The organism is Corynebacterium humireducens NBRC 106098 = DSM 45392 (genome assembly GCF_000819445.1).
GTDB classification, from domain to species: Bacteria; Actinomycetota; Actinomycetes; order Mycobacteriales; family Mycobacteriaceae; genus Corynebacterium; species Corynebacterium humireducens.
In genome coordinates this window covers 1,155,093-1,168,580 of record NZ_CP005286.1, presented here as the reverse complement: position 1 = coordinate 1,168,580, position 13,488 = coordinate 1,155,093, and the positions used below count along the sequence as shown (strand labels likewise).

Sequence of the window (13,488 nt, the reverse complement as noted above, 5' to 3'; positions counted from 1 at the left end):
GTGGGATTCCTTTCTCACCTGCTGAACTGGCGGCGATTCTATCAGCCCACCCCTCCCCTCGTGCGCTCAACGCCGCACGTTTCGAGTCCGTAGCCTGGGGCCATGAGCACACACGCATATGACTCCCCTGTCCGTTTCGCTGTCGTCGGTGTCGGCCAGATCACCCAGCAGGCCTTCCTCCCGGCGCTCCGCAGTCTCGACGACGTCGAGCTCGTCGCCGCCGTCACCGGTTCCCCGGAGAAGGCGGCCGCGCTCGGCGACGACGTCCGCGTCTATGACTACGAGTACTACGACCAGATGCTGGCCGACGGCTCAGTCGACGCCGTCTACGTCGCCACCCCCGTCTTCCGTCACCGCGAGTTCGCCGAGCCCGCCCTGCGGGCCGGGGTCCACGTCCTCCTGGAGAAACCCATGGCCACCAGCGTGGAGGACTGCGAGGCGATGATCGCAGCGTCGGAAAGCGGCGGAGCTACACTCATGGTGGCCTACCGCATGCACCAGGACGCCTACATGCTGGAGCTCGTCGACCGCGTGGCGCGCGGCGAGATCGGCGAGACCCGCAGCTTCACCTCGGTGTTCACCCACGACATCAACGAGGACAACCACCGCGGCCACAGCGGCTTCTGGGGCGGGCCGGTCCCCGACTTCGGGGCCTACCCCCTCAATCTGGCGCGGCACCTGTTCCGCGCCGAGCCGGTGCGTGTCCACGCGCTGGGCACGCGTAACGACGACCGCGACTTCAACTTCCGCGACACCGTCGGCGTGACGCTGCGCTTCCCCGACGACCGTATCGCGCAGTACACGCTGAGCTACGCCGCCGATGATGTCGACAACTTCACGCTGGTCGGCGCAGAGGGGTCGATGACGTCGGATTCCTGCTACGGCTACGCCCCCGAACCGCCGCGCAACGTCACCGTCACCACGGAAAGCGGCACGAAGACCCGCACCGCGGAGTCCATGGACCAGTTCGCGGGCGAGATCCGCTACTTCGTGGACTGCCTCCGCTCCGGCACCCGCCCCGAGCCCGACGGTGAGGAGGGACTGGCGGACGTGCGGGTGTTCGCGGCCGTCGAGGAGTCACTGCGCACGGGCGCGGAGGTCATCCTCCCGCCGCGGTCCTTCGGACCGGGGCTCAGCCGGGACCAGGTCCGGGCGATCCCGCCGCGCCCCGCGCACGAGATCCCGGACGACGACGAACTCATCGACCAGGAACCGCAGGACCGTTAGACCCAGTCGTGGACCTGTCCGCGCTGGTAGAGCAGCGGGCGGGCGTCCTCGTGGGTGCCGCAGTCATGCACCGCGACGGTGAGGATGGTGTGGTCACCGCCCGGGAAGGCGTTGACGATCTCCCCGGCGAACCAGGCGGCGGCACCGTCGAGCACGGCCACCCCCCGCCCCCGGCGATGCGTGCCGACGCCGTCGAAACGGTCGACCCCGCGCCGCGAGAACTGGTACGCGAGAGCACCCTGGTCCGCGGCGAGCACGGAGATGCCCAGCGGCTGACCCACGGTGAGGTACGGCAGGGACTGGGAGGCGTTGTCGACGCTGAACACGACCATCGCCGGCTCCAGGGAGAGCGAGGAGAACGCGGAGACGGTCAGACCGACGTCCTCCCCGGACGGGGTCAGGGCGGTCACCACGGTCACCCCTGAGGGGAAGGTCCCCACGGCTGCCCGCAGCTGCTCACCGGTCACCGTCAGATCGGCCACTGTCATGTCATCCCTCCTGCTTCGCCCGGCGAAGCTCCCACTTGAGCTGGGTCTCGGACGGCGACTGTACCGGAATGAACGCCGCCTCACGGAACCGGCGGGAGGCCGGGGAGTTCTGGGCGTAGCCGGCGCCTCCCGCGAGGCGGACCTCCAGTGCGGTCGCGTCAACAGCCGCCCGGGCCGCGGCGAGGCGCAGTTCGAGGAGCTTGACGCGGTCGACGACGGCGTCGTCGTCCAGCACCGCGCAGATGAGCTCCTGCGTGTGGATGAGGTGGGTGACCCGCTCACGGACCTCGGCGACATCCTCGGCGAGGACCTCGTTGAGGCCGGTCAGACGGGTGGCGGCGGCGTCGATCGCGGCATCCGCCACACCCAGGCACTCGGAGGTCTGGAGGATGAGGAACGTCGGGCGGACCGCGGAGATGAAGGCGTCGAAGTCACGCGAGAGGACCTGGCCGTGCGGCACGGGGACGTTCTCCAGGGTGATGCCGGCCGAGGAGGTGGCGTTCAGCCCCAGCAGCGCGAAGGGGGTGCCGAGGGTGACACCCGGGGCGCAGCCGTCGAAGGCGACGAGCAGGCGCTCCCCCGCCGGGGTGCGGGCGGCGGTGACGACGACCGCGTCCTCCGCCAGGTTCGAGGCCCAGGCCAGCGTGCCGTTGAGCAGGTAGCCGTCCTCGCCCGGGGTGGCGGTGAGGTCGATGGTGCCGGCGCCGGCGGCCTCCTTGAAGGCCGGGGCCATGCCGGTCACGCCCGGGCGGGTGCCGTTCTCCAGGGCGGGGAGCACGTAGCGGACGTAGTCGGTGTCGGCGGTGCGCAGGTAGGTGATCACCATGGTGTGCGCCCAGATGCCGAATGCGACGGAGAGGTCGACGGCGGCGATCTCACGGAGCTGACGGGCGGTCTCCAGGAGGGTGGTGCGACGGAAGCCCTCCCGGGCGCCGAGCAGTTCGATGCCGTAGCGGGCCGGGATCTCGTTGTTGTCGACGGCCTTCGCGTTGCCCGCGATGGTCTCGAGAAGTGCAGTGGTCATGTCTACACCAGCTCGGAGGTCAGGTTGGCCGGACGGGTGTAGGTGTTGACCACCGGGGACCAGCGGATGGCGTCGTCGTGGATCTTCTGCAGGGTCCCGCGGTCGGCGTCCCCCTCGATCTCGACCTTGACGCGGACATCGGAAACGCCCGGGCGCTTGTCCTCGCTGAGGTCACCGACGCCCCACGTCGGGGAGACGTCGATGTCCGACTCGATGTCGACGGCGATCTTCGTCAGGGTGACACCGCGGTGGGTGGCGATGGCCTGGATACCGACGGAGATGCAGGCTGCCAGGCCGGCCTGGGCGATCTCGGTGGGGTTCGGGGCGGAGTCGTCGCCCAGCAGCGCCGGCGGCTCGGAGACGAGCACCGGGGCCAGGTCGCGGACCTGCGTGTAGTTGCGGAACAGGCCGTCGGCCTCGGTGCGGGTGCGGATCTTCTTGCGGCCGCCCTCGGGGTTGTCGATGTTCTTCTGCGCCAGCTCCGCGAGCTTCTGCGCGTCGATGGGCTCGAGCGGTTCGCCGGCGGTGTGGTTCGGGGTGAGGTCGGACACGGGGTACTCCTGGATCAGTCGGTTCGTTGCCTGACCCATTCAACACTTCCCCGTCTAGTTAGTCCATACCGTTCGGTCTATTAACGGCGCGCCTGGAATGAACCATACTGTCTACCTGCACATTTCCCGGTCAGGCGGCATGAATGAAACTGCCTCCCGCAGAAACGCGAACGGCGTGCCGCGCGATCCGCGAGGGACCGACGCGACACGCCGTCGACGGGGCGACCGGAGACTAGTCCAGGTTGAGCTGGATATCGTTGGTGGCACCCAGGGACTCGGCGATCTGCTTCTGCAGTGCCTCCGGGATCTCTGCGTCGACACGCAGGATCAGGATGGCGCCGTCACCCTTGGTGGCCTGGGTGAGGGCGGCGGCCTCGATGTTGATGCCGGCGTCGCCCAGCTGGGAGCCCACCTTGCCCAGGGCGCCCGGGGCGTCGGTGTACTCGAGGAAGAGGTTGCGACCCTCGGCGCGCATGTCCAGGCCGCGCTCGTCGATGCGCACGATCTTCTCGACGCGCTCCAGGCCGGTCAGGGCACCGACGACGGAGCGGGAGGAGCCGTCCGCACCGATGACCTTGACCTCGACGGAGGAACGGTGGGTGGTGGACTCGGTCGCGGTGTCGACCTTGTAGTCCAGGCCACGGCTCTCCGCGATCTGCGGGGCGTTGACGAAGGTGACCGGCTCGTCGGTGGTGGCGGAGAACAGGCCACGGACGGCGGACAGGCCGAGCACGGACAGGTCGTCCTCGGTGGAGAGCTCGCCGCGGGCCTCGACCTCGAGGTCGACCGGGGCGGAGTCCAGCAGCTGACCGGCCAGCAGACCCAGCTTGCGGGTCAGGTCCAACCACAGGGCGACCTCCTCGCCGACGCGGCCGCCGGAGACGTTCACGGCGTCCGGGACGAACTCGCCGGCCAGGGCCTTGAGGACGGAGGCGGCGACGTCGGTGCCGGCACGGTCCTGGGCCTCTTCGGTGGAGGCACCCAGGTGCGGGGTCACGACGACCTCCGGCAGGCCGAACAGCGGGGAGTCGGTGCACGGCTCGGTGGAGAAGACGTCGAAGCCGGCGCCCCAGATGTGGCCGGACTTGATGGCGTCAGCCAGTGCCTGCTCATCGACGAGGCCACCGCGGGCGGCGTTGATGATGATCTGGCCCTTCTTGGACTTGGCGAGCAGCTCGGCGTTGAACATGCCGGCCGTCTCCTTGGTCTTCGGAAGGTGGATGGTGACGATGTCGGCGCGGGAGACCAGCTCCTCCAGCTCGACCAGCTCGACGCCGAGCTGGGCGGCGCGGGTCGGGTTCGCGTACGGGTCGTAGGCGATGATCTCGGTCTCGAAGGCGGACAGACGCTGGGCGAAGAGCTGGCCGATGTGGCCGAAGCCGACGATGCCGATGGTCTTGCCGAAGATCTCCACGCCCTTGAAGGCGGAACGCTTCCACTCGCCCTCACGCAGGGTGGCGTCGGCGGCCGGGATCTGGCGCACGGTGGCCATGAGCAGGGCGATGGCGTGCTCGCAGGCGGAGTGGATGTTGGAGGTCGGGGCGTTGACGACCATGACGCCACGCTCGGTGGCGGCGTCGATGTCGACGTTGTCCAGGCCGACGCCGGCGCGGCCGACGATCTTCAGGTTCGGTGCGGCCTCGAGGACCTCACGGGTGACGGTGGTCGCGGAACGGACCAGCAGTGCGTCTGCCTCCGGGACGGCGGCGAGCAGCTCCGGGGTGTTCGGGCCGTCGACCCAGCGCACCTCCACGGCGTCTCCGAGCGCATCTACGGTGGAAGGTGCCAGTTTGTCGGCGATGAGGACGACGGGCTTGCTCACGTGTGATATCTCCTGATTTGAAAATGAGGCCCCGGGGCCGGTCAGCGCACCCGACCGAACCAGGAACGAGGAACGGATAACACTTTAGTCTGTGGGGTTGCGCCTTGTCCCATACCCTGCCCCGATATGAGGCACACCACTCCACCGGTCACCCCCGTTCAGTCAGTGAACGCGTTCGGGCCCTCCTCGCCCCCCGTGTAGTCACTGTCGTCGACGTCGCGGACCACGGGCTTGTCCATCGCGTACTCGACCATGCCGACGTAGCGGGAACGGCGGTCGCGGAGGAAGTTGGCGAAGTCGGACTGGTAGAGCAGATCCGTGTTGAGTTCGTGGGTGGCCAGGACGGTGTCGAACTCGGCGTCGTCGAGAAGCGACTTCGACTGGATGCGTGACAGGTACTGCGCCGGGGCGTAGCCGTCGATGACGACCTCCGTGCGCTTGCCCATCGGGGTGCGGTTGAGGATGCTGTCCGCGACGACCGGCTCGATCCCGTTCTCGCGGCACCACTCGACCGGGAAGATGCGGTGGAAGCCGGGGTGCAGGTCCGGGAAGGTCCACCTGTCGAAGGGCTGGGCCGTGCGCCAGTCGCGGGCGCCGCGGGCCATGAGCAGCGCGTAGATGCCCTGGTAGACGCCGGAGTTCTCCCGCACGGAGAAGAAGCGGGACTCGGAGAAGGAGGCGTCGCGGATCGTCTTCGGGGGCACGTCGGAGTGCCCGTCGATCCAGGCGGTCACCTCGTCGACGTCGCGGGCGGAACGGTTGATGACGGCCGCGGAGCCGTAGAGCTCACCGAAGATGCCGCACCAGAACCACTGGTTGAGCTTGTCCCACGCCTTCGTCGACGCCAGCGACTTCGGGGTGTCCGCCAGGCGGGCGAAGATGACAGCCAGGGGGATGAGCTGCGCGGTGTAGGGCACCTGGTCGATGGTGAGCATGCAGCGCTGGGAGAGGAACTCGGCGGTCTCGAGGAAGGTGATGCGCAGTTCCCGACGCGCGTGGAGGTAGTCCTCCAGCGTGAGGTTGAGGATGTCCTCCCGCTGGCCCGCGGCCTGCCCGTTGCGGGAGGTGACCAGCAGGGACACGGCGGTGAGGAAGTCGGTGCGGTCGACGTGGTCCAGCGCCGGGTAGCGGTTGAGGATGCGCCTGGTCTCCTCCCAGTCGGCGGCCAGCGAGAAGTCCGGGTCCTCGGTGGCGAAGACGGCGGTGAGCAGCTCGAAGACGTCCATCTGCAGGCCGGCGGAGTTGGCCTGGGCGAAGATCGAGCCGACGCCGGTCTGGGCGGTCTCGCGGGCCAGGCGGATCGTGGGGATGTCGTAGGCGGCGAGGGGTTTGACGATGCGGTCGTAGAAGCGCTTGACGTCCTCGCGGGTCTCCGGCCGGGAGGCGGCCATGTCGAAGAGGAGGTCCGTGCCCGACTCCCACAGCAGGTCCGCCACCGGGAGGCAGCCGTGCTCGATCGCGGCGGCCCGGTCCGGGATGCCCCCGGGGATCTCGGGGCCGAAGTGGGAGCGGACCATGCCCTCGTCGTCGACCGAGAACACGGCCACGTCCGGCATGACCGGGGAGCCGACCGCGAGGGCGACGTCGACGTAGAAGGTGCGGCGGATGCGCTTGGAGCGGAAGTCCACGGTGTCGACCGCGCCGTCGCCCTGCAGGCAGTGGTAGAGGGTGGTGAGGCGCTGCTGACCGTCGAGAAGCAGCATGCCGGGGCCCTCCTGCGGTTCCGGGGCACCCGAGATGGGGCGGGGGCGGAAGCGTATCGGGGCGTTGCGGGTGTCCAGCGCGAGCAGCGAGCCCACCGGGTATCCGCGCAGCACGGTGACCAGCAGTGCCCGGATTCGGTCGACGTCCCAGGAGTAGGAGCGCTGGAAATCGGGGAGCTGCAGGTCTCCGCGGTCGATGCGGGCGAACAGGTCAGGCAGGTCGTAGCTCGGCGTGGTGAAACCCATGGCGACGAGTCTAGACCCGGGCACCGCCTCCCGCCGGTGAATGAATGTACGCACCACAGGTGGACCGACCTGTACGGTAATAGCGTTCCGTTTAAGACTGTTCTGTCTATCGAATCCACACCGGAGGTTCCACATGGCGTCACTGACGCGCCGTACCTTCCTCGGTGCCGCCGCCCTGGGCACGCTCGGCCTGCTCGGTGGGCGTGCCTTCGCCGCCGACCCCGCCCCCACGGGCGACACCCTCACCATCGGCTACGTGCCCATCGCCTGCGCCTCACCGCTCCTCGCCGCCGACGCCCTCGGCGCTTTCCGACGCCGCGGCCTCGACGTCACCCTCCGCCGCTTCGCCGGCTGGGCCGACCTGTGGTCCGCCTACCTCACCGGCCAGCTGCACGTCACGCACATGCTCTCCCCCATGGCCGTGACCCCCACCTCCCGGCCGACCACCCTGGCGTACACGATGAACACCAACGGCCAGGCCATCACCGTCGCCTCCCGCCTCCACTCCGAGGTCTCCGGACTCGCGGACCTGCGCGGCCGCGTCATCGGCATCCCCTTCGAGTACTCCATCCACTCCCTGCTGCTGCGCAGGACGCTTCTCGACGTCGGCGTCGACCCCACCCGCGATCTCGAGCTCCGCCTCCTGCGCCCCGCCGACATGGTCGCCCAGCTCGAGGTCGGCGGCATCGACGGCTTCATCGGCCCGGAGCCCTTCAACCAGCGGGCCCTGGCCACCGGCTCCGGCCGCGTGCTCCACCAGACCCGCGAGTTCTGGCACCGTCACCCCTGCTGCGCCATCGCGATGGGCATCGACTGGCAATCCGCCCATCCCGCGCAGGCGACGGCCGTGACCGACGCCCTCGCCGAGGCCTCCGCCTTCCTCAACGCCCCCGGCAACCACGCCGCAGCCGCCGGGATGCTCTCCCACGAGCGCTACCTCAACCAGCCGGCCGCCCTGCTGGAGCCCATCCTCGAGGGCCGCTACCGCACGTGGTCCGGCGAGGAGGTCGTCGACCCCGAGAGGATCCACTTCGGGGACGCCACCGACCCGGCGGCACTCGACTGGATGCGCACCGAGCTGCGCCGCTGGGAGCTGGCGTGAGCCCCCGGGTGCGCGCCGGCGCACTGGGCCTCGTGCTCTTCGTCCTCTTCATCGGGGTGTGGCACCTCGCACCCGTCGGCGGCCTCGCCCCGACCCCGGGCGGGGTGTGGCGCCGCGGCGTCGAGATCCTCTCCGACCCCTTCTACCGCGACGGACCGGGCAGCGTCGGCGTGTTCTGGCACCTGCTCACCTCACTGCGCCGCGTGCTCACCGGCTTCCTCCTGGCGGCGGTGATCGCCATCCCGCTGGGCTTCCTCCTGGGACGCCTGGAGATCCTGCGCTGGGCCGTCGACCCGCTCGTGCAGATCCTCCGCCCCGTCTCCCCTCTCGCGTGGCTGCCCATCGGCCTGGCCCTGCTCCACGACGCCGAGAGCACCGCCGTCTTCGTCATCGTCCTGTCCGCCCTGTGGCCGATCCTGCTCAACACCATCGACGCGGTCCGCCACATCCACCCCACCTATCTCAAGCTCACCCGCACGCTCAACACTCCGCTGTGGCTGGCCGTCACCCAGGTGTGGGTCCCTGCGACCCTGCCCGGCATCATCACCGGCCTGCGCCTGTCACTGTCCACGTCCTGGCTGGTCATCATCGCCGCCGAGATGCTCGTCGGCGGGCAGGGCATCGGCTTCTTCGTGTGGAACATGTGGAACCGCCTCGACATCGACGCCATCGTCGTCGCCATCGTGCTCATCGGCCTCACCGGCCTCATCCTCGACCATCTCGTCGCCGCCCTGCAGAGGACCGTCCGCCATGACTGACGCCATCACGCTCACCGACATCACCCGCTCCTACGGGAGGACACGCATCATCGCGCCGACCTCCTTCGACATCGCCCCCGGCCAGTTCGTCTCCCTCCTCGGCCCCTCGGGCTGCGGCAAGTCGACGATCCTGTCGATGATCGCCGACCTCGACCACGCCTCCACCGGCACCGTGGAGGTCAACGGGCGCCCGGCCGTCGTCTTCCAGGACCACGCGCTGCTCCCCTGGCTCACCGCCCGCGGCAACATCGAGTTCGGGCTGCGCTCCACCCGCCCCGGGCTCTCCGCCGCCGAACGCCGCCGGATCGCCGACCGTCACCTCGCCGCCGTCGGCCTGGCGCACGCCGCCGACCGCCGCCCCGCCCGCCTTTCCGGCGGTATGCAGCAGCGCGTCGGCATCGCCCGGGCCTTCTCCGTCGAACCCGACATCCTGCTTCTCGACGAACCCTTCGGCGCCCTCGACGCCCTCACCCGCCGCGACCTCCAGCTGGAGCTGCTCTCCCTGTGGGAGTCCGACCGCCGCACCGTCGTCATGGTCACCCACGACGTCGACGAGGCGATCCTGCTCTCCGACCGCATCCTCGTCATGTCCCCCTCCCCCGACGCCACGGTCATCGCCGACATCACCGTGGACCTCCCCCGCCCGCGTCGCGACGCCGACCCCGACCCCGCCCTCCGGCGGCACCTGCTCGACCTGCTCCACCCCTGAGGCAGGCCCCTCAGCTGGCCCGGCAAAGACGAACGCCCCACCGGCGAACCGGTGGGGCGTCGACAAGCGTGGGGGCTTAGGCGGTCTCGGTGATCTCGACCTTGACCCAGCTCATGAGGTCACGCAGCTTGGCGCCGGTCTCCTCGATCTGGTGCTTGGCGTACTCCTCGCGCAGACCCTCGAGCTCCTTGTTGCCGTTCTCGACGTTGGCGATGAGGCGCTTGGTGAAGGTGCCGTCCTGGATGTCGGTCAGGATGTCCTTCATGCGCTCCTTGGTGCCGGCGTCGATGACGCGCGGGCCGGAGAGGTAGCCACCGAACTCGGCGGTGTCGGAGACGGAGTAGTTCATGTTGGCGATGCCGCCCTCGAACATGAGGTCAACGATCAGCTTGAGCTCGTGGAGGCACTCGAAGTAGGCCATCTCCGGCTCGTAGCCAGCCTCGACCAGAACCTCGAAGCCGGTCTTGACGAGCTCCTCGGTGCCACCGCAGAGGACGGCCTGCTCACCGAACAGGTCGGTGACGGTCTCAGCCTCGAAGGTGGTCGGGATGACGCCTGCACGGGCACCACCGATGGCGGCGGCGTAGGACAGCAGCAGGTCCTTGCCGTTGCCCTTCGGGTCCTGGTCGACGGCGATGAGGCAGGGGACGCCCTTGCCGTCGACGAACTGACGACGGACGAGGTGGCCCGGGCCCTTCGGGGCGACCATGCCGACGACGATGTTCTCGGCCGGCTTGATCAGGCCGAAGTGGACGTTCAGGCCGTGGCCGAACAGCAGGGCGTCACCGTCGTTGAGGTTCGGCTCGATGTCGTTCTCGTAGATGGACTTCTGGGAGGTGTCCGGGGCGAGCAGCATGATGACGTCTGCCCAGGCGGCGGCGTCGGCGTTGGACTTGACCTCGAAGCCGGCCTCCTTGGCCTTCTCCGCGGACTTGGAGCCGTCGCGCAGGCCGATGCAGACCTCGACGCCGGAGTCACGCAGGTTCTGGGCGTGGGCGTGGCCCTGGGAGCCGTAGCCGATGATGGCGACCTTGCGGCCCTGGATGAGGGAGAGGTCAGCGTCGGCGTCGTAAAGCAGTTCAATAGCCATGGGAGAAAAACTCGCCTTTCGTCTTATACAAGTGCTGTTGTTGTTTGTACCACAACATGAGACAGGGGTACCCCACCTGGTGGGACTTTCATGCGTGTTGTCTCACCAGGTGGGATGAGGGGGTGTTACTTGGACGGTGCCATCGTCTTCGGACCGCGGTTGAGGGCGATCTGACCGGACTGGATGAGCTCACGGATACCGAAGGGCTCGAGGACCTCCAGCAGGGCGCGCAGCTTGCCCGGGGTACCGGTGGCCTCGATGACCACGGACTCCTGGGCCACGTCGACGATGCGGGCGCGGAAGATGTTCGCGGCGTCGACGACCTGCGGGCGGTTGGTGTTGTCGGCGTTGACCTTCACCAGCATGATGGCGCGGGCGATGGTGGTGTCCTCCTCGAGGCGGACGACCTTGAGCACCGGGATGATCTTGTTGAGCTGCTTGGTGACCTGCTCGATGACCAGCTCGTTGGCGTCGACCACGATGGTGATGCGGCTGATGCCCGGGGTGTCGGTGTGCGCCGAGACGATGGACACCAGGTTGTAGCCACGGCGGGTGAACATGCCTGCGACGCGGGAGATGATGCCGTCGACGTCCTGGACCAGGACGCTGAGGGTGTTGCGGATGATGTCGGTGTTCGCCATTGTCCTAGTTCTCCTTCTCGCTGTCGTTCGCGCGCTCCTCGAGGACTTCCTCGACGGTCTCCTCCTGGGCGTTCTCCATGACACCGTGGATGTCGGCCGGGGACTCACCCGCGGACTCGTCACCCTCGAAGAAGGGGCGCAGACCACGTGCGTACTCGATGTCCGAGTTGGAGGCGCCGGCGGCGACCATCGGCCAGACCTGGGCGTCCTCACCGACGATGAAGTCGATGACGACCGGGCGGTCGTTGATCTCGCGTGCCTTCTGGATCGTCGGCAGGACGTCCTCCTCGCGGGTGACGCGGAAGGCGACGCAGCCGAGCGCCTCGGACAGCGTGACGAAGTCCGGCACGTACTCGTCCTGCTCACGCAGCTTCGTGTTCGAGTAGCGGCCACCGTAGAACAGGGTCTGCCACTGGCGGACCATGCCCAGGTTGCCGTTGTTGATCAGGGCGACCTTGATCGGGAAGCCCTCGACCGCGGCGGTGGTGAGCTCCTGGTTGGTCATCTGGAAGCAGCCGTCACCGTCGATGGCCCAGACCTCGGCGTCCGGCAGACCGGCCTTGGCGCCCATGGCGGCGGGGATGGAGTAGCCCATCGTGCCCAGACCACCGGAGTTGAGCCAGGTGCGCGGCTTCTCGAAGTCGATGAACTGCGCGGCCCACATCTGGTGCTGGCCGACGCCGGCGACGTAGATCGCGTCCGGGCCGACCTCCTTGGACAGGGTCTCGATGACGAACTGCGGGCTCATCATGCCGTCCGACTGCTCGTCGTAGCCGCGCGGGAAGCGCTCCTTGAGGTCCGTCAGGTACTCGACCCACTCGGTGATCTTCGGCGGGGTGAGGTTCTTGGAGGACTTGTAGGTGCGCAGGAGTGCGGAGAGGACCTCGCGGGCGTCGCCGACGATCGGGACGGCGGCCTCGCGGATCTTGCCGATCTCGGCCGGGTCGATGTCGGCGTGGATGACCTGGGCGTCCGGGGCGAACTCGTCGAGGTTGCCGGTGACGCGGTCGTCGAAACGCGCGCCGATGGTGATGAGCAGGTCAGCGCCCTGCATGGCACCGACGGCCGGGACGGCGCCGTGCATGCCCGGCATGCCCATGTGCAGCGGGTGGGACTCCGGGAACGCGCCCAGGGCCATGAGGGTGGTGACGACCGGGACGCCGGTGTACTCGGCGAACTCCAGCAGCTCCTTGTTGGCGTCGGCCTTGATGACGCCGCCGCCGACGTAGAGGCAGGGACGCTCGGCCTCGGCGATCATCTGGACGGCCTGGGTGATCTGGCGGGAGTGCGGCGTGGTGACCGGCTTGTAGCCCGGCAGATCCATCTTCGGCGGCCAGACGAAGTCGAACTCCGCGTTCTGGATGTCCTTCGGGATGTCGACCAGGACGGGGCCCGGGCGACCGGTCAGAGCGAGGTGGAAGGCCTCCATCAGGGTGCGGGCGATGTCGTTGGGGTCGGTGACCATGAAGTTGTGCTTCGTGATCGGCATGGTCACACCCCGGATGTCGGCCTCCTGGAAGGCGTCGGTGCCCAGCAGGGAACGGCCGACCTGGCCGGTAATGGCGACCATCGGGACGGAGTCCAGGTTGGCGTCGGCCAGCGGGGTGACCAGGTTGGTGGCACCCGGGCCGGAGGTGGCGATGCAGACGCCGACCTTGCCGGTGACCTGTGCGTAACCGGTGGCAGCGTGGCCCGAGCCCTGCTCGTGGCGCACCAGCACGTGACGCAGCTTCTTCGAGGAGAAGAGGGGGTCGTACAGGGGGAGGATGGCACCGCCGGGCAGGCCGAAGACGATGTCGGTGCCGAGCTCCTCGAGGGACCGGACGATCGCCTGGGCGCCGGTCATCCGCTCGGGTGCGTTCTCGGCTCCCGGGGACTTCTTGGCGACCGTGGCCGGGGTGGGCGTTTGCGAAGCTGCCACGTTATCAAGCTCCTAATTTCACAAGGACAATGCAATTGAAACGCTACCTGGTGACTCTTCCCTTGGTGCGGAAGGGGTCGGCCTGGTGGCTGTCGTCGGCACAAGTGACCTGCGACCATCTAAAGACAAAGCCCCCGTACAGCACTGATGGTGGGTGCTGTCGAGGGCGCTTGTCGAGACGACTGGGTAGGGTCGTTACGGCAGGC

The 13,488-nt window shown here is 68.5% G+C and carries 12 protein-coding genes; 4 read left to right on the top strand and 8 right to left on the bottom strand.

Features of this window, described 5'->3' with window-relative positions:
- Positions 1 to 102 precede the first annotated feature (102 nt).
- The gene (locus B842_RS05845) at positions 103 to 1,227 is read left to right on the top strand and encodes a Gfo/Idh/MocA family protein (RefSeq protein ID WP_040085684.1); all 1,125 of its coding nucleotides are present in this window, start codon (positions 103 to 105) and stop codon (positions 1,225 to 1,227) included.
- Here the strand turns inward: B842_RS05845 and B842_RS05840 are convergent.
- From B842_RS05840 to B842_RS05820, 5 genes are all read right to left on the bottom strand, one after another.
- Positions 1,224 to 1,715 (bottom strand): flavin reductase family protein, encoded by a 492-nt coding sequence (locus tag B842_RS05840; RefSeq protein WP_040085683.1) that lies wholly within the window; start codon positions 1,713 to 1,715, stop codon positions 1,224 to 1,226. The genes B842_RS05845 and B842_RS05840 overlap by 4 nt on opposite strands.
- Before the next feature lies 1 nt (position 1,716).
- Positions 1,717 to 2,739 carry an acyl-CoA dehydrogenase family protein gene (locus tag B842_RS05835; protein ID WP_040085682.1) on the bottom strand — a complete coding sequence of 341 codons (1,023 nt, stop codon included), beginning with the start codon at positions 2,737 to 2,739 and terminating at the stop codon, positions 1,717 to 1,719.
- A gap of 2 nt (positions 2,740 to 2,741) precedes the next feature.
- A complete protein-coding gene (locus tag B842_RS05830; RefSeq protein ID WP_040085681.1) occupies positions 2,742 to 3,290 on the bottom strand; it encodes an OsmC family protein in 549 nt (182 codons plus the stop codon).
- A gap of 232 nt (positions 3,291 to 3,522) precedes the next feature.
- Positions 3,523 to 5,112, bottom strand: coding sequence for a phosphoglycerate dehydrogenase (serA, locus tag B842_RS05825; RefSeq protein WP_373277274.1), 1,590 nt, complete (start codon positions 5,110 to 5,112; stop codon positions 3,523 to 3,525).
- A 158-nt stretch (positions 5,113 to 5,270) separates the two neighbouring features.
- A complete protein-coding gene (locus tag B842_RS05820) occupies positions 5,271 to 7,061 on the bottom strand; it encodes a GmrSD restriction endonuclease domain-containing protein (RefSeq protein ID WP_040085678.1) in 1,791 nt (596 codons plus the stop codon).
- 133 nt (positions 7,062 to 7,194) lie between these two features.
- On the opposite strand from B842_RS05820, the gene B842_RS05815 reads away from it, so the two are divergent.
- From B842_RS05815 to B842_RS05805, 3 genes are read left to right on the top strand one after another with little or no spacing between them, the layout of a single operon-like run.
- Complete coding sequence (locus B842_RS05815) at positions 7,195 to 8,163, top strand: ABC transporter substrate-binding protein (RefSeq protein WP_040085677.1); 969 nt, start codon at positions 7,195 to 7,197, stop codon at positions 8,161 to 8,163.
- Positions 8,160 to 8,921, top strand: a complete 762-nt coding sequence (locus B842_RS05810) for an ABC transporter permease (protein WP_040085676.1) — start codon at positions 8,160 to 8,162, stop codon at positions 8,919 to 8,921. Before B842_RS05815 ends, B842_RS05810 begins: the two co-directional genes overlap by 4 nt.
- Positions 8,914 to 9,630, top strand: a complete 717-nt coding sequence (locus tag B842_RS05805) for an ABC transporter ATP-binding protein (RefSeq protein ID WP_040085674.1) — start codon at positions 8,914 to 8,916, stop codon at positions 9,628 to 9,630. Before B842_RS05810 ends, B842_RS05805 begins: the two co-directional genes overlap by 8 nt.
- A gap of 76 nt (positions 9,631 to 9,706) precedes the next feature.
- Here B842_RS05805 and ilvC read toward each other — a convergent pair whose 3' ends face one another.
- From ilvC to B842_RS05790, 3 genes are all read right to left on the bottom strand, one after another.
- Positions 9,707 to 10,720 (bottom strand): ketol-acid reductoisomerase, encoded by a 1,014-nt coding sequence (gene ilvC, locus B842_RS05800; protein ID WP_040085673.1) that lies wholly within the window; start codon positions 10,718 to 10,720, stop codon positions 9,707 to 9,709.
- A 125-nt stretch (positions 10,721 to 10,845) separates the two neighbouring features.
- Positions 10,846 to 11,361 carry an acetolactate synthase small subunit gene (gene ilvN / locus B842_RS05795; RefSeq protein ID WP_040085672.1) on the bottom strand — a complete coding sequence of 172 codons (516 nt, stop codon included), beginning with the start codon at positions 11,359 to 11,361 and terminating at the stop codon, positions 10,846 to 10,848.
- 4 nt (positions 11,362 to 11,365) lie between these two features.
- Complete coding sequence (locus B842_RS05790) at positions 11,366 to 13,282, bottom strand: acetolactate synthase large subunit (protein ID WP_040085670.1); 1,917 nt, start codon at positions 13,280 to 13,282, stop codon at positions 11,366 to 11,368.
- Positions 13,283 to 13,488: the final 206 nt, after the last annotated feature.